We start from the raw sequence: 20,662 nt of genomic DNA, 5'->3' as shown, positions 1-20,662 counted from the left end.
AATTCCTTATAATTTTTTATTCCCGCTCGTCAGTCTTGCGTTCGACGAACTCTCCCACGCAGTGCTTTCACTGTGGATTTTTGCGCCTTCGATGACAACCTGCGCTCTTTCGAGGCGCGCGTAGGACGTGTTGCCTGTCGGCTTTTTTGCACCGCGGTTAATTCTTTTATCACCGCCACCAGTCGGGAGATTGCCGCTTCCCGATTTAGCTCCTGGCTACGGTATTCCTGCGCCTTTATGATAATAACGCCATCGCTGCTAATCAGATGATGGCTGGCGGCCAGCAGACGCTCCTTGTAATACTCTGGCAGGCCTGAGGCCCGAATGTCAAAGCGCAAATGGATAGCCGTGGAGGTCTTGTTAACGTGCTGACCGCCCGCGCCCTGTGCCCGAATCGCCGTGATTTCCAGCTCACTGTCAGGGATAGAGACGTTTCGGGAGATAACAATCATGAACGCGGCTGCCACGCGGTCAGATGAATTTCCAGATTGTTCTGAGAATCAGACAGCCAGATAGCGCCATCCTGGATAGTTGCCTGCAGCGCCATTGTACGACCAGCAAAATCACTCAGTTGCGCCAGCTGTTCATCATCCAGATACCACACGGTGAGATTTTTAAACTGCGCACACTTGTTCTGGTTTTGCTGCCACCAGATCTGGGCCGCACGGTTGTTGTAAGTAAACAGAGCAACCTCACCAGACTGGGTACAGGCTTTTTTAATACGACGCTCATCCGGCAGACCCAGTTCAATCCAGAGATCGATGCCCAGATGGTCGTTACGCAGCCATGCTTCAGGCTCGTCTTCAGCACTCAGGCCACGCGTGAACTGCAACCGTTTATCGGCATATTTAATCCAGGCCAGCAGGCGCAGCATCATGCGCTCCTGGGTTTCAGAGGGATGACGCGCCAGCGTCAAGGCCGCGTCAAGGAACTGGTTGCGGTCGAGATCCGCTACGTTGACGACGGCTTTATAAATTGTCGCTTTAAGCGCCATGAGAGAACTCCTTTCGAATCAGGCGCTCATTGTAGCGAAAACTGCGGCAAAAGGCTGCTAACAGCTCCTCAATCAAGGCGCTGATATTGCTTGAATGAGTATGGTATAGTCACCTTGCTAAACAGAGTTTATCTTCGTAGGCTTAGACTTGCATCCACGGTTAAGTCAGAGTGCTGACAGGAGGGCATGTGGAAAAATATTGTGAGTTAATACGCAAGCGGTACGCGGAAATCGCCAGCGGAGACTTAGGGTATATCCCGGATGCGCTGGGTTGCGTATTGAAGGTGCTTAATGAAGTGGCGGCAGACAGCGCCCTTCCAGAGTCGGTCAGGGAAAAAGCGGCCTATGCTGCCGCCAACTTACTGGTGAGCGATTATGTCAATGAATGAAACGTATCAACCCATCAATTGTGATGATTACGACAATCTTGAACTCGCCTGCCAGAACCATTTGTTACTGACGCTGGCGCTAAAAGATGGCGAAGTTTTGCAGGCGAAAGCGAATGACCTGGTTTCACGCAAAAACGTGGAGTATCTGGTCGCAGATGTCGCAGGTGAAACCCGGGAGCTTCGTCTCGATAAAATTGCCAGCTTCAGCCACCCGCAAATCGGTACCGTGGTCGTCAGCGAATCTTAGCTTTTCTTGCGCCTTATCAGGCCTAAATGACCAGGCCTGATAATCGCACCGCCATCAGGCATGCCAAATCAGACTCATACCTTCTTCATCTACCGCCGCCCCCTCACGCGTCACAAAAACACCCGCAGCCGCAATCAACGTTTCACCGTAAAACAACAACGGCGTGGTATCTCGTCGCCAGGGCGGGATCCCCTGCTCCTGCCAGATTTTCTTTAATTTACGTCCACCGTTACGCCCGACAATATGCAATACGCCTGGCGCTTTAAAACGAATACTGACGGCTTCACCTGCTTGCGGCATGCGCAATTCGCCAGCAGAGATTAGCTGCACCGAGCCTAACCCGGCTGGCAGCGTCAACGGCGTTTCCCGGCATGACCACGGGATGACTGTTTCGCTTTGCCCGTCGACCGATTTAACCCACCATAGCTGTGACTGATAGCGACGGACCTCATATTCTCCTAGACGAAAACAGGGGGAAGCATCTTCTCGCGCCAACGCCACTTCCTGCCAGATACGTTCCAGCCCGTCCCGGGAAGGCATCGGCGCATTTAACCCCGCCAGCCAGCGACGAAGCAGAGCGGCACGCCGCACGCCACTCATCATCATTAACGGTGCCAGTAACAGCGTGCCTTGGGCAGTCACGCAGTCGGCTAAATCATTGGCCAGCAGTTCATCCAGTAAACTCTCCTGCTCGGCGCACAGCGCGGCGCTACGGGCTGCGGCTTGCGCGAAGTGCGGCCATCGTTGTTGGAGCAACGGGGTAACGCGCAATCTGAGAAAATTGCGATCGTAGGCATCATCCTGATTACTTTCATCTTCGATCCAGCATAATTCATGCTGTCGCGCCCATACTTCAAGCGCCTCTCGCGTTTGCGCCAGCAGCGGTCGAATCAGTTGGGTTCCGGCAAATGGTGAGCTTTCGCCCATGGCGGAAAGCCCGGCAGGACCACTGCCGCGCTTAAGCGCCAGTAGAAAGGTTTCACACTGGTCGTCGAGATGCTGGGCGGTCATCAGCACTTCACCCGGTAGTAAGGTCTGCGCAAATGCCTGATAGCGCGCGCGTCGCGCCTGAGCTTCGATGCCCAGACCATCATCCTCAAGTTGGACCCGTTCAACCACCAGCGGCACCTGCCACTGTGCGCATACCGACTCACAGTGTTGCACCCAACTGTCTGCCTGCGGGCTTAATCCGTGATGAATATGGATTGCACGCAAGGCAACCTCAGGATTTTGCGCTCGCCACAGTACCAGCTGATGCAGCAGCACGGTGGAGTCCAGCCCGCCGCTAAAGGTGACCAGAATCGATTGAGAATTTAGCAGTGAAGTGTTCAGCGTGAGTGTCGTCATGATGGTTACTTACAATGGCATTGCCCGGCACATTGCCGGGCTAATGCCACAATGATAAGACTTACAGCTCGTACAGTTCGAGCGGTAATCCGTCCGGATCGTTAAAAAACGTAAAGCGTTTGCCGGTAAACGGATCGATACGCACGGATTCGCACTTCACGTGGTGAGCTTCCAGATGCGCGATCGCTTTTTCCACGTCATCTACGCTGAACGCCAGATGTCGTAAACCGCAGGCTTCCGGTCGGCTCGGACGGCAAGGCGGAAATGGAAAAGAAAAAAGCTCAATCACATACTGACCGTTCAATGCCAGATCACCCTTCCACGAGTCACGTTCTTCCCGGTAGGCTTCGCTGATTAGCGTAAAGCCCAGCACATCACAGTAAAATGCCTTACTCGCCGCGTAATCCGTCGCAATAATGGCAATATGGTGAACCTGTTTTAATCCCAGCATAGCGTCATCGCCTCTTTCGTTTTTCTGCCAGCACGTTACTCGTGCGTAATGGGTTCACGCAAGTCGTCATGCCATTTTTAGGACTCGCACGCGATACACGCCATCTTCACCCAGTTTAGCGCCATGGATATCGGTTTCAAATCCAGGATAGTGATGGCCCACTGAACACAACATCAGCAGAAAATCGAGTACAGCCCGACTTTTGGCCGTGATCATTTCCCCGGGCATCAAGAGCGGCACACCGGGAGGATAAGGCAGAATCATATTGGCAGAAATGCGCCCCACCAGTTGATCGAGCGCCACCGTTTCGACCTCACCTTTGATCTGCCGCTGCCAGGCCTGGTGCGGGGTCATTTTCATTTCCGGTAAGGTATCAAATGCCCGCAGCATCAGCCCGGAGAGATCGTGCTGGCGGATCAGCTTATGGATCCCCTGCGCCAGATCCTGAATACGTATATTACGATAGAAATCGGGATCCTCGGCATACAGATCCGGCAGCATATTTTTCACGCGTAAATTCAGATCGTACGAGCGTTTAAATTCCGTCAGGCCGCGCAGTAGCCCCATCGCCCGGGTTTTATCAATGCCAATACTGAACAGGAACAACAGATTATACGGTCCCGTTTTCTCGACAACGACGCCGCGCTCATCAAGGAATTTCGCCACCAGCGCCGCAGGGATCCCCTCTTCACTCATATTTCCCTGTTCATCCATTCCCGGCGTAAGAATGGTGACCTTCACCGGGTCGAGGAACATATGGTCGGCGTCAGCATCAACAAATCCGTGCCAGTCTTCACCAGGCGCTACCGGCCAGCACTCCGCCTCATCTACCCTTTCCGGCTGCCAGATATCAAAGAACCAGCCATCCGACTCTTCGCGTAGCCGCTGCACTTCTTTACGGAAATGCAGCGCCCGCTCCACCGAACGATTGATTAACCGCTTGCCTGAATTGCCACGCAGCATTGCCGCCGCCGTTTCTATCGACGCGACAATCGGGTAGCTCGGGGAAGTGGAAGTGTGCATCATAAAGGCTTCGTTGAACGTCTCTTCGTCGTAGTCGCCCTTAATGTGGATCAGAGAAGCCTGTGATAGTGCCGCCAGCATCTTGTGGGTTGACTGGGTTTCAAAAATCACTTTCCCCGGCACCCGTTCGCCGCTCATCCCACTTTTCCCCTGATAGATCGGGTGAAAATGGGTATACGGCACCCAGGCAGAATCAAAATGAATGGAGGGCACATCCAGGGTTTGCTTGATCCAGTTGGTGTTATACAACAGACCGTCATAGGTGGAGTTGGTGATCACCGCGTGTACCGGCCATAGTGCCTGAGGGGTCTCTTCTACCTTGCGTTCAATGCTTGCGCGGGTGAATTCCCGACGAGGTATACCGCCGAGGATCCCCAGCGCATTGCGCGTAGGCTTCAGCCAGATTGGCACCACATCGCTCATCATTAGCAAATGTGCCAGCGACTTATGGCAGTTGCGATCAATCAGTAGCGTACTGCCTGAAGGCGCGGCATACATGCCGACAATCTTGTTCGACGTCGAGGTGCCGTTGGTCACCATATAGCTCTGCTCGGCGCCAAAGGTGCGCGCGATATACTCCTCCGCTTCCAGATGCGGGCCGGTATGATCCAGCAGCGATCCGAGTTCAGTCACGGAAATAGACACGTCGGCCTTCAGCGTATTGCCGCCAAAGAAATCATAGAACAGGCAGCCGACCGGGCTTTTCTGATACGCCGTTCCCGCCATATGTCCGGGCGTGCAGAAGGTGTACTTTCCTTCCTTCACATAGGTAAACAGCGCCTTGGTGAAAGGAGGCGTGATGTTATCGAGGTATTCGCTGGTGTACTGACGGATGCGGGTTGCAATATCTTCAGACTGGCCCAGCGCATACTCAAAAAACCACAGCGCCATGCGCAGGTCGTGCGCGCTGACATCCATCGTCGAATGGGTATTAATAAAGGCGTAGAGCGGGAGATACTCGTTGAGCTGGTTGATGTCACTGCACAGATCCAGACTGTATTCATCCCAGTCAAAAATGACACCGCAAATTCGTGGGTTATGTTCGATAAACTTAAGCAGGTCGACGCTATTCTGCGGCCAGATAATCTGAAACCCCTGCTGTTGCAGCGCACGCTCAAGTTCCTTGATGGGCTCATCTTTATAAAAGACGCCATGCGGTCCCATGACGGCAATGATATTCATGCGATCCTCCTGGAAAAACCTTAGTTAATCATAGCCTGGTGAAACCACAGGTAAAAAAAAGGGCCACAGCGTTGTGGCCCTTTTCAGAATTAATGCAGTTTACGCGTAACCGTAGCTCATCAGACGCTGGTAACGACGGTTTTTCAAATCATCTTTGCTTAACACGTCGAGGTCGGCGAGATCGGCCAGCAGTTGTGCTTTCAGGGACGCAGCCATCACTTCCGGGTTGCGGTGCGCGCCGCCCAGCGGTTCCGGGATGATAGAGTCGATAAGCTTCAGCTCTTTCAGACGCGGCGCGATAATCCCCATCGCTTCTGCGGCCAGCGGCGCTTTGTCGGCGCTTTTCCACAGAATGGAGGCACAACCTTCCGGGGAGATAACGGAATAGGTGCTGTATTGCAGCATATTCACTTTATCGCCTACGCCGATCGCCAGCGCGCCGCCGGAACCACCTTCACCAATAACGGTGCAGATTACCGGTACGCTCAGACGCGACATTTCACGCAGGTTGCGCGCAATCGCTTCAGACTGACCACGTTCTTCCGCGCCCACGCCCGGATAAGCCCCAGGGGTGTCGATGAAAGTAATGATCGGCATATTGAAACGCTCGGCCATTTCCATCAGACGCAGCGCTTTGCGATAGCCTTCCGGTGCCGGCATGCCGAAATTACGACGAATTTTTTCTTTGGTCTCACGGCCTTTCTGATGACCAATGATCATTACCGGACGGCCATCCAGACGCGCGATGCCGCCGACAATAGCTTTATCATCCGCATAGGCACGATCGCCCGCCAGCTCATCAAATTCATCAAATGCCAGGCGGACATAATCCAGGGTGTACGGACGCTGTGGATGGCGCGCCAGCTGGGCTACCTGCCATGCGCCAAGATCGGCGAAGATTTTACGCGTCAGCTCTACGCTTTTTTCACGCAGGCGATGCACTTCTTCATCGATGTTAATATCCAGTTTCTCATCCTGACGGCTAACCGCAGTCAGAGAATCGATTTTTGCTTCCAGCTCTGCAATCGGCTGTTCAAAATCAAGGAAATTCAGACTCATAGTATTCCTGTATTAGTCAAACTCCAGTTCCACCTGCTCCGAACCAATAAGGCCACGGAGATCGTTTAGCAAACGATCGCTCGGAGAGACACGCCACGTTGCGCCAAAACGCAATCGCGCACGTGCATCCGCCCTCTGATAGTAGAGATGTACTGGAATTGTCCCCGAGCGGTGGGGTTCCAGAGACTGACGGAGTCGGTTTAAAAGCTGGTCATCAATTTGCCTGTCCGTCAGCGAGATAGCAAGCCCGCGAGCATATTTTTCCCGGGCTTCGTCAATATCCATGACTTCACGGGCCATCATTTTAAGCCCGCCGCTGAAGTCATCAAAGCTGACCTGTCCGCTGACGATAAGTATGCGGTCTTTTTCCAGCAATTGCTGGTATTTATCCAGAGCATCGGTAAACAACATAACTTCCAGACGCCCGGAACGGTCATCCAGGGTACAGATGCCGATACGATTGCCGCGCTTGGTGACCATTACCCGCGCAGCAATGACGAGCCCCGCAGCCGTGGTGACTTTACCACGTTCTGTCGGATGCATGTCTTTCAGCCTGTGGCCTCCAACATAGCGCTCAATTTCTTTTAAATACTGGTTGATGGGGTGTCCCGTCAGGTAAAGCCCTAACGTTTCACGTTCCCCTTCTAATACCACCTGCTCCGGCCACGGTGTACAGTTAGCATAAGACTGTTCAATTTGTTCCGGCTCTTCAGCCAGCACGCCAAACATGTCCGCCTGACCCGTTGCCTCGGCTTTCGCATGCTGATCGGCGGCTTTTAGCGCATCGTTGAGCGAATTCATCAGCGCCGCACGATGCGGACCAAGGCGGTCAAACGCCCCGGACATGATTAACTTTTCCAGCACCCGGCGGTTGAGTTTTTTGATGTCCGTGCGCGCACAGAGATCAAACAGCTCGCGGAAGTAACCGCCTTCGTTGCGCGCCTCAATAATAGCTTCAATTGGCCCTTCACCCACGCCTTTTATCGCGCCGATGCCATAGACAATTTCGCCATCATCATTCACGTGAAAATGATAAAGCCCGGAGTTGATATCCGGCGGCAGGATTTTGAGCCCCATACGCCAGCATTCATCCACCAGCCCGACCACTTTCTCGGTGTTATCCATATCGGCGGTCATTACCGCCGCCATAAACTCGGCGGGGTAATGCGCCTTCAGCCATAGCGTCTGGTAAGAGACCAGCGCATAGGCAGCGGAGTGCGATTTGTTAAATCCGTAACCGGCGAATTTCTCCACCAGGTCAAAGATTTTCATCGCCAGTTCGCCGTCGACGCCGCGCTTTTTCGCCCCTTCTTCAAAGGTGCCGCGCTGCTTAGCCATCTCTTCCGGCTTTTTCTTACCCATCGCACGACGCAACATGTCCGCACCGCCAAGGGTATATCCGGACAGCTCCTGGGCAATTTGCATAACCTGTTCCTGATACAGGATAATGCCGTAGGTCGGCTCCAGTACCGGTTTCAGACACTCATGCTGCCATTGTACGTCCGGGTAGGAAATCTCTTCGCGACCATGCTTACGGTCGATAAAGTTATCTACCATCCCCGACTGTAGCGGACCAGGACGGAACAGGGCCACCAGGGCGATCATATCTTCGAAGCAGTCAGGCTGCAGACGTTTGATAAGATCTTTCATGCCGCGGGATTCAAGCTGGAAGACCGCCGTGGTCTCCGAGCGTTGCAGCATGTCGAAGCTTTTCTTGTCATCCAGCGGGATAGCGGCGATATCCAGCGGCGGCTCGCCGTTCTTTTCACGGCGCGCGTTAATCATTTCCAGCGCCCAGTTGATGATGGTGAGCGTACGCAGGCCGAGGAAGTCGAACTTCACAAGGCCGGCATATTCCACGTCGTTCTTATCAAACTGAGTAACCGGGTGCAGCCCCTGTTCATCGCAGTACAGCGGCGCAAAATCGGTAATTTTGGTCGGCGCGATAACTACACCACCGGCGTGTTTACCGGCGTTACGCGTGACACCTTCCAGCTTACGCGCCATATCGATCAGCGCTTTAACCTCTTCATCTGCCTCATAGATTTCCGGCAGTTGGGGTTCGGCTTCAAAGGCTTTTGCCAGCGTCATGCCCGGATCGGGCGGCACCAGTTTCGAAATACGGTCCACGAAGCCGTACGGGTGTCCCAGCACGCGCCCCACGTCGCGGATAACCGCTTTGGCCGCCATCGTACCGAAGGTAATAATCTGCGAAACCGCATCACGACCGTACATTTCCGCCACGTGTTCAATTACCCGGTCGCGTTTCTCCATACAGAAGTCAACGTCGAAGTCGGGCATTGAGACACGTTCCGGGTTCAGGAATCGTTCGAACAGCAGGTCAAATTCCAGCGGATCCAGGTCGGTAATTTTCAGCGCATAGGCAACAAGCGAGCCGGCACCGGAACCACGTCCCGGGCCTACCGGTACGCCGTTATCTTTCGACCACTGGATAAATTCCATCACGATCAGGAAGTAGCCAGGAAATCCCATCTGGTTGATAACTTTAAGTTCAACTTCCAGACGTTCGTCATAAGGCGGGCGCTTCTGGGCGCGAACTTCAGGGTCCGGGAACAAAAACGCCAGACGCTCTTCCAGACCTTCGCGCGATTTCGCCACGAGGAAATCCTCGGTGGTCATATCACCGGTCGGGAACTGTGGCAGGAAATACTCACCCAGACGTACCGTCACGTTACAGCGCTTAGCTATCTCAACGGTGTTTTGCAGCGCTTCCGGAATATCGGAAAACAGCTCGCACATCTCATCTTCGCTACGCATGTACTGCTGCGGCGAATAATTACGCGGGCGTTTCGGGTCGTCAAGGGTGAACCCGTCGTGGATTGCCACGCGGATTTCATGCGCGTCAAAATCACCGGTTTCAAGGAAACGAACATCGTTGGTCGCCACCACCGGAAGACCACGCCTTTCCGCCAGTTCTACCGCTGCATGCAGATAATTTTCTTCATCTTGCCTGCCGGTACGGATAAGCTCGAGGAAATAGCAATTTGGAAAATGTTCTTCGTAAAACGCTACGCACTCATCAACCAGTGCGCTATTACCGCGCAGCAGGCTGCGCCCAACGTCGCCCATGCGGCCGCCGGAGAGCAAAATCAAACCTTCTTTTAACTCGGCCAGCCAATCCCGGTCGATGACCGGCCCTTCTGCGCCATAACCACGCTGATAGGCTTTCGATATCAACAACGTCAGGTTCTGATAGCCAGTATTGTTTGCGGCCAGCACGGTGAGCTGCGTGAGTTCATCGCCCAGCAGCTCGCTACGGACATGAAAATCTGCGCCAACTATCGGCTTGATACCCGCACCGTGACCCGCTCCGTAAAACTTCACCAGACCACACAGGTTGGTAAAATCGGTGATCGCCAGCGCAGGCATGCCTAACGCGGCCGCCTTTTTCACCAGCGGCCCGGTTTTCGCCAGCCCATCGATCATGGAGTAGTCGCTGTGCACCCGCAGGTGGACGAAACGAGGTTCAGACATCTTCAGATTCCTTCGACACAAGAATCAGGACGTGAGTCCCAGTGCGCGTTTGACGGGGCCAAAACTACGGCGATGGTGCTCTGTTGCGCCATGCATTGCCAACTTTTCCAGATGAAAAGCGGTTGGATAGCCTTTGTGCTGTGCAAAGCCATACTGCGGGAACACCGTATCCAGGGCCGCCATTTCAGCATCACGAGTAACTTTTGCCAGTATCGACGCCGCGCTAATCTCCGCCACACGGCTATCACCTTTTACCACCGCCATCGATGGCACCGGTAATGCCGGGCAACGATTGCCGTCGATCAGTACGTATTCCGGCGCTATATGTAGACCCGCAACCGCACGCTGCATGGCCAACATGGTGGCATGTAAAATATTCAACTCGTCGATTTCATGTGGTTCAGCACGCCCCAGGCTCCAGCTTAACGCTTTTTCTTTAATCTCATCGAATAGCGCCAGGCGACGTTTTTCCGACAGTTTTTTTGAGTCGTTAAGACCGATAATAGGGCGAGCCGGATCCAGAATGACGGCGGCAGTGACGACCGCGCCGACTAAAGGACCACGTCCAACTTCATCTACACCCGCCACTAAATGCGTATGCGGATATACAAATTCAATCATTGCGCTAACTCCAGGACCGCATCCGCCGCCTGCTCATCAGCGTTGCAACGGATCTGCTGATGCAGTTCACGGAATGTGTCGTGCATTGCATGGCTGGTTTTGCCATTCGCCAGCAACGGCAACAGCGCTTGCGACAGCGCCTGCGGTTCGCACTCTTCCTGCAACAGCTCTTTAACCAGTTCTCTTCCCGCCAGCAGGTTAGGTAGCGAAACGTAATCGGTCTTCACCAGACGCTTTGCCAGCCAAAAGGTGAAAGGTTTCATACGATAGCCAACCACCATCGGGCATTTTGCCAGCATACATTCCAGCGCAGCAGTGCCGGAAGCCAGAAGTGCGGCATCGCTGGCAACCATCGCTTCACGTCCCATCCCATTAAGCAGATGTACGGAAAGCTCCGGTGCAACTTCAGCTTTAATGCGCTCAAACTGCTCGCGACGTTTGGCATTCACCAACGGCACTACCACTTCGAGATCTGGATAATGCTGGCGTAACAACTGCGCCGTTTTCAGAAAATCGGCGCTGAGCATCTCCACTTCTGCGCCACGGCTTCCTGGCAATAGCGCCAGGCAGTGAACGTCATGGGGAATACCCAGAACATCGCGAGCCGCGTTTTTATCCGGGTCCAACGGCATGGCATCTGCCATGGTATGACCGATAAAGCGGCACGGGACGTTAAATTTGTCATAAAACGCTTTTTCGAAAGGCAGAAAGGCCAGCACCATATTGGTGGATCTGCCTATTTTGAAAACGCGTTTCTGTCGCCAGGCCCACACAGAGGGGCTGACGTAATGAATGGTTTTAATGCCCTGCTTTTTCAAATTCCCTTCGAGGGTAATATTGAAATCAGGCGCATCAATACCGACGAAAACATCCGGCTTTAAGTCGGTGAATCGGCGAGTGAGATCGGCGCGAATATGCAGTAAACGGCGCAGGCGTCCGAGCACTTCAACAATGCCCATTACCGCCAGCTCTTCCATTTCGTACCAGGCTTCACAGCCTTCGGCCTGCATCAGCGGACCCGCCACGCCAACAAAACGCGCATTGGGAACGCGAGCCTTGAGTGCACGAATTAACCCTGCACCAAGAATATCGCCGGAGGTTTCTCCGGCGACGAGGGCAATCGTTAAAGGACGCTGCTCAGTCATTAACGAATCAGACCACGCGTTGAGCGCTCAAAGAAGTCGCTGAAAGCCTGAACTTCAGGGTACTGTTTCGCCAGTTCCGCGATTTCCGGTTTCACTTCTTCCAGCGTTTTACCGCTACGGTACAACGCTTTGTAGGCATTACGAATCGCGGTAATCGCTTCGCGGGTGAATCCACGACGCTTCAGACCTTCGATATTGACGCCAAATGGCGTTGCGTGGTTGCCCTGGGCGATAACGTACGGAGGCACGTCCTGAGCAACGCCAGAACAGCCGCCAACCATCACATGCGCGCCGATGATGCAGAACTGATGCACCGCAGTCATGCCGCCGATGATAACAAAATCATCCAGCGACACATGCCCGGCAAGCGTGGCGTTATTCGCCAGAATACAGCGGTTGCCTACCGTACAATCATGCGCGACGTGCGCATTAATCATCAGTAAGTTATCGCTGCCCACCTTCGTCACTCCACCGCCCTGCACTGTGCCACGATGAATGGTGACGCTTTCGCGGATGCGGTTGCGATCGCCAATTTCCACGCGGGTCGGTTCACCAGCATATTTCAGATCCTGGTTAACTTCACCGATGGAGGCAAACTGATAGATCTCGTTATCGCGACCAATTTTTGTATGGCCATTCACGACAACGTGAGACTTCAGTACGGTACCCTCACCAATTTCAACATGGGGTCCAACAATACAAAATGGGCCAATGTGAGCGTTAGCGCCAATGCTGGCGCCTTCTTCCACAATGGCAGTTGGGTGAATAAAGGCGGATTTATCAATCACGTATCAGGCCTCCCGGCTACGGGCACACATCATCGTTGCTTCGCACACAACTTTACCGTCGACCAGCGCAACCCCTTTAAAACGGGTCAGGCCGCGGCGCGTTTTCTCGAAAGTCACTTCCATGATCATCTGATCGCCTGGCACGACAGGACGCTTAAAGCGCGCTTCGTCAATACCCGCAAAATAGTACAGTTCACCTGGTTCCAGTTTCCCTACGCTTTTAAACGCAAGGATACCGGTGGCCTGCGCCATTGCTTCCAGAATCAGTACGCCTGGGAAAATAGGTTTACCCGGGAAGTGGCCCTGGAAGAAAGGCTCGTTAACAGATACATTTTTCACTGCGCGCAGAAAACGACCTTCTTCAAAATCCAGCACGCGGTCAACCAGCAGAAACGGAAAACGGTGCGGCAGAAGTTCTAAAATCTCTTCAATATGCAGAGTATGAGTGTTAGTAGTCAAAATACTCTTCCTGTCAAAATATACTAAAAGGCAATAATAACACGGCCTGTCGCAATCGTATGAATGGGACAGGCCGAAAAGTCAGACATGCAAAAACGGTGCTTTAGTCTTGTTGATTAACCTTGCGCTCAATCGCTTTGAGACGCTTGCTCATATCATCAATATTCATCACCAGTGCAGCTGTTTTACGCCATACCTTATTGGGCTGTAGCGGAATGCCTGAGGAATAGACGCCAGATTCGGTGATAGGACGCATCACCATACCCATGCCAGTAACCGTGACTTTATCGCATATTTCCATATGCCCATTGATCACGCTGGCGCCGCCAATCATGCAGTAACGGCCAATCTTCAGGCTACCCGCCATAATGACGCCACCGGCTACCGCCGTATTGTCGCCAATCACAACGTTATGCGCAATCTGGCACTGGTTATCAATGATAACACCATTACCGATCACAGTATCGTCCAGCGCACCACGGTCAATGGTGGTACAAGCGCCGATCTCGACGCGATCGCCAATAATCACGCGACCAAGCTGCGGGATCTTCACCCAGTTACCGCGATCGTTCGCGTAACCAAATCCATCAGATCCGACGACAGTGCTGGACTGGATCAGGCAATTCTCACCGATCTGAATGTCGTGGTAAATCGTCACATTCGCCCACAAGCGTGAACCTGCGCCGATTTTAGTATTTTTTCCGACGAAGCAGCCTGCGCCGATAACGACGTTATCGCCCAGTTCTACGCCAGACTCAATGACCGCATTTGCGCCCACAGAAACATTATTACCTAGCTTCGCCGTCGCATCGATCACTGCACTCGGTGCAATGTTTTGTGCGGGCTGCGGCGTGGTATCTAAGATTTGCGCCATACGTGCATAGGTCAGGTAGGGATTCTTCACTACCAGCGCTGCACTCTTAGCAAAAGGAAGATCGTCCTGCGTCATCACAACGGCAGAAGCCTGGCATGTGCCTAAGTGTTCACGGTACTTAGGATTCACCATGAACGTGATATTGCCAGTTTGCGCAGATTGCATGGACGCTACGCCGGTGATGACGATATCGCCATCACCGTGTAATTCTGCATCCAACTGCTCTGCTAAATCAGCCAGTCGAATTGAAGGCATTACTTATTTAACCTGTTTCAGTACGTCAGCGGTGATGTCTTTTACATCGCTGCTGTTGTATGCAACGGTGTTTGCGTCAACAACCAGATCGATGCTCTGACTGTTAGCAACAGATTTCACAGCTGTCTGGATACGAGTAACCAGTTTGCCACGTTCTTCGTTGGAACGACGCGCACGATCCTGCTCAAAAGCCTGAGCTTTCTGAGAGAAAGTCTGACGCTGAGCCATGACGTCTTTTTCCAGCTTAGTACGATCGCTACCCGCTTTCATGGATTGCAGACGCTGCATTTTAGATTGCAGATCAGATTCCATACGCTGCAGTTCGCTGGCACGGCCTTTGAACTCGTTTTCCAGCGTAGCAGAAACGCCCGTCTTCTGTGCAACCTGTTGGAACAAGCTACCCATGTTGACGATTGCAATTTTGTCAGCAGCCTGTGCGGACGTTGCCATCGCTAAACCGAGACCTGCAGCTAATAACCACTTTTTCACAATTAACTCCTTACCATCCCATTTGCACCCGAAGGTACAGTTCTTTGCGTGGCCAGGCGATCCCATGCAAGATCGCCTAAAGTCATCGCTACACTACCACTACATTCCTTTGCGAAGAACAATTACCAGGTTTTACCAATGTTAAACTGGAACTGTTCCGCTTTGTCTCCATCGTACTTCTTGAACGGCTGGGCGTAGGAGAAAACCAACGGCCCCAATGGGGACATCCATTGTAAAGCGATACCCGCTGACATACGGATATTGTTCGGATCGCTGTAGTCCGGATAACCAGAGTACTTAGCTGAATCCCAGTTCGTATCCCAAACGGTACCCATATCCCAGAAGAATGAGGTACGGACCGAGTTGGCATACTTGTCGCTGATAAACGGCGTCGGGGTAATAAATTCCAGGCTGGCGACAGCCATGGCGTTACCGCCTACCGCATCATCCGATTTACACGGTGAAGTATTGGTGGCGTCACATTCGTTATCGTAATCGCTATCGTTGTTATAACGATTAGCCGGTAAATAGACAGCCTTTGGACCGATGGTGTTGGACTGGAAACCACGCACGGTGCTGGAACCACCGGCATAGAAGTTCTCGTAGAACGGCATCTCTTTGCTGCCGATGCCGTCACCATAGCCCCACTTCGTGCGACCCAGAACAACCCATTTGTGATCGTCATCGATCGGCACATAGGTCGCGGTATCCAACGTCGCTTTGTAGTATTCGTTGTCAGAACCCGGAATGGTTACTTTACCGTTCAGGTTGACACGCGTACCTTCCGTTGGGAAGTACCCACGGTCCAGCTTGTTATATGTCCACCCATAGTTGAAGGTGAAATCGTCTGATTTAAAGCTATCAGCGTCAGGATCCTTACCCATTGAAACCAGATAACGTTGCATTGCAACCTGTGGATCCATGTTAGACAAGGAGTTATGCACATAACCCACACCCGCACGCAAGGTGTTGTATTCGTTGATCGGGAAGCCGAGCGTTGCGTCAGTACCATAACTTTTGTTGGTATAGTCGGACAGGTCTGCATCATCCGCTTTAAAGTCATTGTAGAAAACGCGACCACCAAGGCTCACCCCATCAACGGTGAAATATGGGTTGGTGACAGACAACTCAGTATAGGTCTGATAGTCGTTTTTGGTGCCGTTGATGCCGACTGAATAACCGGTACCTAACCAGTTATCTTGCTGAACGCCAGCCTGGAAGCTCACGCCGCTTTCAGTACCGTAACCAACGCCGAAGTTAAAGCTACCGGTGTTACGCTCTTTGACCTTATAGACCACATCAACCTGATCCGGGCTACCCGGTACACGCTGAGTATCGGTATCGACAGTTTCAAAGTAACCCAGACGGTTCAGACGCTCTTTACCCTGATCGACCAGATCGCTACCCAACCAGGCACCTTCCATCTGGCGCATTTCGCGACGCAGAACGGAATCTTTAGAGGTGTCGTTACCTTCAAAACGAATCTTACGCACGTAGAAACGGTTACCTGCATCCACGTTTACGCGTAATTTAACGGTTTTGTCGGCGTCGTTGATTTCAGGTTGCGACTGTACGCGCGGATAGGCATAGCCATAGCGACCCAGAAGCTTCTTGATATCATCTTCCATTTTGGTCACTTTGGTGCCGTTATAGAGTTCGCCTGGCTCGATTTTGGTCAGGGTCTCAATTTCGGCGGAGTGCCCAGCCAGATTACCGCTCACCTGTACCCCTGAAAGCTTGTATTGATCGCCTTCAGTGATGTTAACGGTAATGTAGATACCTTTTTTATCCGGCGTCAGGCTAACCTGGGTGGAATCGATATTGAAGCGAGCATAACCGCGATCCAGATAGTAGCTGCGCAAGGTTTCAAGATCGCCCGCCAGTTTCTGTTTCTGGTATTTACGATCGCCCACCACGTTCCACCACGGCACTTCATCACGCAGTTGGAAGTGAGAGATCAGTTCGTCGGTCGAGAAAGCATGGTTGCCGACGATATTGATCTGTTGGATCTTCGCCGAAACGCCTTCCTGGAAGACCAGCTTGAGGTCAACGCGGTTACGCGGCAACGGCGTTACCACCGCTTTCACACTGGCGCTGTACTTACCGACGCTATAGTAGAAATCTTCCAGCCCTTTTTCGATATCGGCTAGCGTGGTGCGATCCAGAGACTCGCCAACACGCACACCAGAAGCCTCGAGGTTTTGCTTGAGCATGTCATCTTTCACCGATTTGTTACCGGAGAAAGTGATGCTGGCAATCGTCGGACGTTCTTTTACCTGAACCAGAAGGGTATCACCATCGCGCAGGACGCGGACATCCTCAAAGTTACCGGTGGCGAACAGAGCACGAATGGTATTACTGATGTCTTCATCATTAACCGTGTCGCCTGTGCGCACCGGCATACTGAGGAGAGCCGCACCAACGGCGACTCGCTGTAGGCCTTCGAAATGAATGTCCTTCACTACGAACCCTTCAGCACCGTATACGGTGGCGCTGCTAAACAGCAGCGACGCTATGAGCAACTTTTTCATCGCCATCGTTATTATGCGTTCTTCCTAACACTCTCTTACAACCGAGAGAAATCATTGAAAAGTGCAAGCCCCATTAACAACACCAGCAAGATAGAGCCAATGCGATAACTAAAGTCTTGAACCCGCTCGGATACCGGACCGCCCTTCAGCTTTTCAATCGCCAGGAACAGCAGATGCCCCCCGTCAAGAACGGGCAACGGAAACAGGTTGATTATCCCTAAGTTCACGCTGATAAGCGCAAGGAACATCAGGTAATAAATAACCCCGAACTCCGCTGACATCCCAGCCCCCTGGGCGATAGAAATCGGCCCACTGAGGTTGTTCAGTTTTACATCACCGGTAATCAATTTTCCCAGCATACTGACCGTCAGCTTCATCAACTGCCACGTTTTATCCGAGGCTTCGAGGATGGCGCTGAATGGCCCATACTGGCGTACAGTCTTATACTCATCAGGCAGAGGAATAACTTTAGGCACCACGCCCGCAAAACCCTCTGCCTTCCCGTTAACCTGTTTTGAATCTGGGGTTAACGTTAAAGACAAGGAACTTCCTTGTCTTTCAATATCTAGCGCTAACGGCTTATCCGGATTATCGCGCACCAGCGTCACGAACGTCATCCATTGCGTCAGCGGCTGACCATTGACTTTAACGATCCTGTCGCCAGCTTGCAAACCCGCCTTACTTGCAGCGGAGTTTACCTGCACTTCTGACAGTACCGATTCAATCTGCGGACCGCGTGGGCGAATCCCTAAACTGGAAACAGGATCCTCTTTGTCTGGCTCAAATGCCCAATGGCGTAAATCCAGCGTTTTGTCCTGCCGCTGGTTGCTGCCAAACTGCGCCACGCTGAGAGTCGTATGTTCATCGCCAATTTTGGATACCAGTTGTAATCGCACGGCATCCCAATCAGGGGTTTCGATACCATCAACCGCTTTTAGTTCCGTACCCGGCTGAATTTGCGCCTGTGCGGCAATCGAGTTGGGTGTTATTTCACCAACAACCGGACGAACACCAGGGACACCGATGATAAACACCAGCCAATACGCGAAAATAGCAAAAAGGAAGTTGGCAATCGGACCTGCGGCAATGATGGCTGCGCGTTGTCCAACCGTTTTATTGTTGAAAGCGTAATGGCGCAGCTCCGGTGCGACCGGTTCAGCACGCTCATCCAGCATCTTGACGTAACCACCGAGGGGAATCAAAGCGATGACGTATTCCGTACCTGATTTATCGGTACGCCGCCAAAGCGCTTTTCCAAAGCCAATGGAAAAGCGTTCGACGCGGACTCCGCAGCGCCGTGCAACCCAGAAATGACCAAATTCATGCACGGTGATAAGCACACCAAGTGCAACGATGAATGCAGCCAGATTCCAGAGAATACTCAGCATAAGACCATCCGTTAGAGCGTCCTGAATACCAGTAACAACAGGCAGGCAAAGACCGGTACCGCAGCCGTCAGGCTATCAATACGATCCAAAATACCGCCGTGTCCTGGTATTAAGTGACCACTGTCCTTAATACCTGCTTCACGCTTAAACATACTCTCGGTCAGGTCACCCAGCACGGAGGCCAGGGCTGCAACGATGGAGCAAATAAGCAAGGTGACAGGCGCAACCTCAAGATTCGCCCACATGCCATAACCCCATGAGATCACGGCCGCAGTGGCGAGTCCGCCAATAAAACCCTGCCAGGTTTTACCAGGAGAAACCTTCGGCGCCAGCTTATGTTTGCCAAACAGCTTACCAAACATATAGGCACCCGAGTCCGCTCCCCAGACGAGGATCATGACATACAGCAGCCATAGCGCGCCACTATAATGATTCTCATCATAGTGCCATGCACGTAGCGCCAGCATTCCCCAAAAGAAAGGGACTATGGTTAACACGCCGAAAATTATGCGTAATGTTTTGGAATTACGCCAGACCGACGCAGAGCCGGGATAAAACAGCACCAGTAACAGCGCCACGACCCACCAGCCCAGCGACGCCCACAGCGATACTTCAACCAGCGGCTGATGAATATTGCGATGGTATTCCGGCAACAAAAATAGCATCAGTGCCAGCAGTAGCCCGCACAAAACAGCCAGCCAGACTCGCTGCGTACGCGTGGTAAAACCGCTTAACTGTCCCCATTCCCAGGCGGCCAGCATACAGACGGCCAGCGTAACAATGGCGAACCCCACCGGCGGCAGCAAAAACAGCGCCGCGATGACAACGGGTATTAAAACAAAAGCAGAAATCAGGCGATACTTCAGCAAAAGCGACCCCCATCAGGCTTTTTCATCACCGGGCTCGGTGCCGCCGAAACGACGCTCACGATTAGCAAAGGCATGCAGCGCACCTTCAAAGTCTTGTTCATCGAAATCGGGCCAGAGAACATCCGTAAAGTAAAGTTCGGCATAGGCAATTTGCCACAACAGAAAATTACTAATTCGATGCTCTCCCCCAGTCCTTATCACTAAATCCACAGGAGCCAGTTCATGCATACAAATTTGCTGCCCCAGCATCTCTTCATCGATTTGCTCTGGACGCAGCAGACCGTCCTGCACCTGTTGTGCCAGTTGTCTGACTCCCTGGACTATATCCCACCGTCCACCGTAATTCGCTGCAATATTTAGCGTCAACCCGGTATTCTGGGCGGTAATCGCTTCTGATTTGCGAATCCGTTCTTGCAAACGTGAGTTAAATCGACTGATATCCCCGATAATACGCAGACGTACGTTATGGCGGTGCAGGTTTTTCACTTCGCTATCAAGCGCCCACACAAACAGCTCCATTAACGCGCTCACTTCCTGCGCAGGTCGGTTCCAGTTCTCACTGCTAAAGGCATACAGCGTTAACGCATCAATACCGTTATTGGCAGCAAAAGAGACAGCCCGGCGGACGGACTTTGCTCCGGCCTTATGTCCAAAGGCGCGAATCTTCCCTTGCTTTTTCGCCCAGCGGCCATTGCCATCCATGATAATTGCTACATGGCGACAACCATGTGCTGGCAAATTTTCGCTTAATGGTTTAGTTGCAGACAACATAACGCGTTTTTAGTCCCTGAAAGGATTATACGGTACTCAGGAATACTGAAGCCTTTTGCGCTTCATCCTTCAGGCTGCTCCTTCGTTGGCTGTGATCTTCGCCCAAGTCACATACTCTTTGTATGCTCCAGGGGACTCATCCACTTGCCACCTTGATGCAACCTGAATGATTTTGTGCATCCACAAAAAAGCCGTGTCAAACCACGGCTTACCCGACCGAAAAAAAACAAATACCCGCGATCGAGTGGCGCAGACTATATCACTGAAGCCCAACGCTAACAAATA

19 protein-coding genes are annotated in these 20,662 nt (G+C 52.5%); 2 read left to right on the top strand and 17 right to left on the bottom strand.

All coding sequences use genetic code 11. From position 1 onward, the window contains the following. Positions 1 to 29: 29 nt before the first annotated feature. The gene (gene arfB, locus OGV65_RS02145) at positions 30 to 452 is read right to left on the bottom strand and encodes an alternative ribosome rescue aminoacyl-tRNA hydrolase ArfB (protein WP_016151775.1); all 423 of its coding nucleotides are present in this window, start codon (positions 450 to 452) and stop codon (positions 30 to 32) included. Continuing rightward, positions 449 to 994 carry a YaeQ family protein gene (locus OGV65_RS02140; protein ID WP_286454547.1) on the bottom strand — a complete coding sequence of 182 codons (546 nt, stop codon included), beginning with the start codon at positions 992 to 994 and terminating at the stop codon, positions 449 to 451. Before OGV65_RS02140 ends, arfB begins: the two co-directional genes overlap by 4 nt. Positions 995 to 1,182: 188 nt before the next feature. Here OGV65_RS02140 and OGV65_RS02135 point away from each other — a divergent pair, with 188 nt between their 5' ends. After that, on the top strand, positions 1,183 to 1,383 hold the full coding sequence (locus OGV65_RS02135) for a YaeP family protein (protein ID WP_003018499.1): 201 nt from the start codon (positions 1,183 to 1,185) through the stop codon (positions 1,381 to 1,383). Further along, positions 1,370 to 1,630, top strand: a complete 261-nt coding sequence (rof, locus tag OGV65_RS02130; protein WP_047417117.1) for a Rho-binding antiterminator — start codon at positions 1,370 to 1,372, stop codon at positions 1,628 to 1,630. Before OGV65_RS02135 ends, rof begins: the two co-directional genes overlap by 14 nt. Positions 1,631 to 1,684: 54 nt before the next feature. Here the strand turns inward: rof and tilS are convergent, their stop codons facing one another. From tilS to ispU, 15 genes are all read right to left on the bottom strand, one after another. Beyond that, on the bottom strand, positions 1,685 to 2,977 hold the full coding sequence (gene tilS, locus OGV65_RS02125) for a tRNA lysidine(34) synthetase TilS (protein WP_286454546.1): 1,293 nt from the start codon (positions 2,975 to 2,977) through the stop codon (positions 1,685 to 1,687). A 61-nt stretch (positions 2,978 to 3,038) separates the two neighbouring features. Next, positions 3,039 to 3,428: a VOC family protein gene (locus tag OGV65_RS02120; RefSeq protein WP_016151771.1), complete on the bottom strand. Its 390-nt coding sequence runs from the start codon at positions 3,426 to 3,428 to the stop codon at positions 3,039 to 3,041. 66 nt (positions 3,429 to 3,494) lie between these two features. After that, positions 3,495 to 5,633: a lysine decarboxylase LdcC gene (gene ldcC / locus OGV65_RS02115; protein ID WP_286454545.1), complete on the bottom strand. Its 2,139-nt coding sequence runs from the start codon at positions 5,631 to 5,633 to the stop codon at positions 3,495 to 3,497. Between the two features lie 99 nt (positions 5,634 to 5,732). Beyond that, positions 5,733 to 6,692 carry an acetyl-CoA carboxylase carboxyl transferase subunit alpha gene (gene accA / locus OGV65_RS02110; RefSeq protein ID WP_003018513.1) on the bottom strand — a complete coding sequence of 320 codons (960 nt, stop codon included), beginning with the start codon at positions 6,690 to 6,692 and terminating at the stop codon, positions 5,733 to 5,735. Positions 6,693 to 6,704: 12 nt separating this feature from the next. Beyond that, positions 6,705 to 10,187 (bottom strand): DNA polymerase III subunit alpha, encoded by a 3,483-nt coding sequence (gene dnaE / locus OGV65_RS02105; RefSeq protein WP_016151769.1) that lies wholly within the window; start codon positions 10,185 to 10,187, stop codon positions 6,705 to 6,707. Between the two features lie 24 nt (positions 10,188 to 10,211). Next, on the bottom strand, positions 10,212 to 10,808 hold the full coding sequence (rnhB, locus tag OGV65_RS02100; RefSeq protein WP_047406069.1) for a ribonuclease HII: 597 nt from the start codon (positions 10,806 to 10,808) through the stop codon (positions 10,212 to 10,214). Next, positions 10,805 to 11,953 (bottom strand): lipid-A-disaccharide synthase, encoded by a 1,149-nt coding sequence (gene lpxB, locus OGV65_RS02095; RefSeq protein ID WP_047498529.1) that lies wholly within the window; start codon positions 11,951 to 11,953, stop codon positions 10,805 to 10,807. The genes rnhB and lpxB overlap by 4 nt, the downstream gene beginning before the upstream one ends. Further along, positions 11,953 to 12,741: an acyl-ACP--UDP-N-acetylglucosamine O-acyltransferase gene (gene lpxA / locus OGV65_RS02090; RefSeq protein WP_003018525.1), complete on the bottom strand. Its 789-nt coding sequence runs from the start codon at positions 12,739 to 12,741 to the stop codon at positions 11,953 to 11,955. The genes lpxB and lpxA overlap by 1 nt, the downstream gene beginning before the upstream one ends. Positions 12,742 to 12,744: 3 nt before the next feature. Next, entirely contained in the window at positions 12,745 to 13,200 is a 456-nt protein-coding gene (fabZ, locus tag OGV65_RS02085) for a 3-hydroxyacyl-ACP dehydratase FabZ (RefSeq protein WP_003018528.1), read from the bottom strand. Positions 13,201 to 13,303: 103 nt separating this feature from the next. Next, positions 13,304 to 14,329, bottom strand: coding sequence for a UDP-3-O-(3-hydroxymyristoyl)glucosamine N-acyltransferase (lpxD, locus tag OGV65_RS02080; protein WP_279263561.1), 1,026 nt, complete (start codon positions 14,327 to 14,329; stop codon positions 13,304 to 13,306). A gap of 3 nt (positions 14,330 to 14,332) precedes the next feature. Then, a complete protein-coding gene (gene skp, locus OGV65_RS02075; RefSeq protein ID WP_016151765.1) occupies positions 14,333 to 14,818 on the bottom strand; it encodes a molecular chaperone Skp in 486 nt (161 codons plus the stop codon). A gap of 122 nt (positions 14,819 to 14,940) precedes the next feature. After that, complete coding sequence (gene bamA, locus OGV65_RS02070) at positions 14,941 to 17,355, bottom strand: outer membrane protein assembly factor BamA (RefSeq protein WP_016151764.1); 2,415 nt, start codon at positions 17,353 to 17,355, stop codon at positions 14,941 to 14,943. Positions 17,356 to 17,384: 29 nt separating this feature from the next. Further along, positions 17,385 to 18,737, bottom strand: a complete 1,353-nt coding sequence (rseP, locus tag OGV65_RS02065; protein ID WP_016151763.1) for a sigma E protease regulator RseP — start codon at positions 18,735 to 18,737, stop codon at positions 17,385 to 17,387. Between the two features lie 11 nt (positions 18,738 to 18,748). Beyond that, positions 18,749 to 19,606 carry a phosphatidate cytidylyltransferase gene (gene cdsA, locus OGV65_RS02060; protein WP_016151762.1) on the bottom strand — a complete coding sequence of 286 codons (858 nt, stop codon included), beginning with the start codon at positions 19,604 to 19,606 and terminating at the stop codon, positions 18,749 to 18,751. A gap of 12 nt (positions 19,607 to 19,618) precedes the next feature. Further along, positions 19,619 to 20,377 (bottom strand): (2E,6E)-farnesyl-diphosphate-specific ditrans,polycis-undecaprenyl-diphosphate synthase, encoded by a 759-nt coding sequence (ispU, locus tag OGV65_RS02055; protein ID WP_003018543.1) that lies wholly within the window; start codon positions 20,375 to 20,377, stop codon positions 19,619 to 19,621. Positions 20,378 to 20,662: the final 285 nt, after the last annotated feature.

Source organism: Citrobacter sp. Cb004, from assembly GCF_030337065.1.
In the GTDB taxonomy this organism is placed as follows: Bacteria; Pseudomonadota; Gammaproteobacteria; order Enterobacterales; family Enterobacteriaceae; genus Citrobacter; species Citrobacter braakii.
The sequence above is the reverse complement of the archived record's forward strand: the minus strand, read 5'-3'. Positions and strand labels throughout refer to the sequence as shown.

Coding starts and splice junctions, on each gene's coding strand:
- bamA (WP_016151764.1), bottom strand. CDS start 17,355: ATGGCGATGAAAAAGTTGCTCATAGCGTCGCTGCTGTTTAGCAGCGCC.
- rseP (WP_016151763.1), bottom strand. CDS start 18,737: ATGCTGAGTATTCTCTGGAATCTGGCTGCATTCATCGTTGCACTTGGT.
- rof (WP_047417117.1), top strand. CDS start 1,370: ATGTCAATGAATGAAACGTATCAACCCATCAATTGTGATGATTACGAC.
- ldcC (WP_286454545.1), bottom strand. CDS start 5,633: ATGAATATCATTGCCGTCATGGGACCGCATGGCGTCTTTTATAAAGAT.
- OGV65_RS02140 (WP_286454547.1), bottom strand. CDS start 994: ATGGCGCTTAAAGCGACAATTTATAAAGCCGTCGTCAACGTAGCGGAT.
- rnhB (WP_047406069.1), bottom strand. CDS start 10,808: ATGATTGAATTTGTATATCCGCATACGCATTTAGTGGCGGGTGTAGAT.
- arfB (WP_016151775.1), bottom strand. CDS start 452: ATGATTGTTATCTCCCGAAACGTCTCTATCCCTGACAGTGAGCTGGAA.
- lpxD (WP_279263561.1), bottom strand. CDS start 14,329: ATGCCTTCAATTCGACTGGCTGATTTAGCAGAGCAGTTGGATGCAGAA.
- dnaE (WP_016151769.1), bottom strand. CDS start 10,187: ATGTCTGAACCTCGTTTCGTCCACCTGCGGGTGCACAGCGACTACTCC.
- OGV65_RS02120 (WP_016151771.1), bottom strand. CDS start 3,428: ATGCTGGGATTAAAACAGGTTCACCATATTGCCATTATTGCGACGGAT.
- accA (WP_003018513.1), bottom strand. CDS start 6,692: ATGAGTCTGAATTTCCTTGATTTTGAACAGCCGATTGCAGAGCTGGAA.
- lpxB (WP_047498529.1), bottom strand. CDS start 11,953: ATGACTGAGCAGCGTCCTTTAACGATTGCCCTCGTCGCCGGAGAAACC.
- tilS (WP_286454546.1), bottom strand. CDS start 2,977: ATGACGACACTCACGCTGAACACTTCACTGCTAAATTCTCAATCGATT.
- ispU (WP_003018543.1), bottom strand. CDS start 20,377: ATGTTGTCTGCAACTAAACCATTAAGCGAAAATTTGCCAGCACATGGT.